1 protein-coding gene is annotated in these 408 nt (G+C 65.2%); it reads right to left on the bottom strand.

What is annotated here, in order from left to right; translation table 11 throughout:
- Window positions 1-407: GTP-binding protein (locus tag AC3A4E_RS17275; protein ID WP_487632714.1), on the bottom strand; the 407-nt coding region annotated here is incomplete at its 3' end.
- Window position 408: the final 1 nt, after the last annotated feature.

Below are 408 nucleotides of genomic sequence, written 5' to 3'. Positions count from 1 at the left end.
TTCAGGAACACGACGATGTACGGCACGCCGACCTGACGCGACAGCAGGATGTGCTCGCGGGTCTGCGGCATCGGGCCGTCAGCGGCCGAACACACCAGGATCGCGCCGTCCATCTGCGCTGCACCGGTGATCATGTTCTTGACGTAGTCGGCGTGGCCCGGGCAATCGACGTGCGCGTAGTGGCGCTTCTCGGACTCGTACTCGACGTGTGCGGTCGAGATCGTGATGCCGCGCGCCTTCTCTTCCGGCGCCGCGTCGATCGCGTCATATGCCTTGAACTCGCCGCCGAAACGCTCGGCGCCGATCTTGGTCAGCGCGGCGGTCAGCGTGGTCTTGCCGTGGTCGACGTGACCGATGGTGCCGACGTTGACGTGCGGCTTGGTGCGCTCGAACTTACCCTTTGCCATG

It is taken from the genome of Luteimonas sp. Soil_N_1 (genome assembly GCF_057656255.1).
This window is presented reverse-complemented; position numbering and strand designations above follow the sequence as displayed.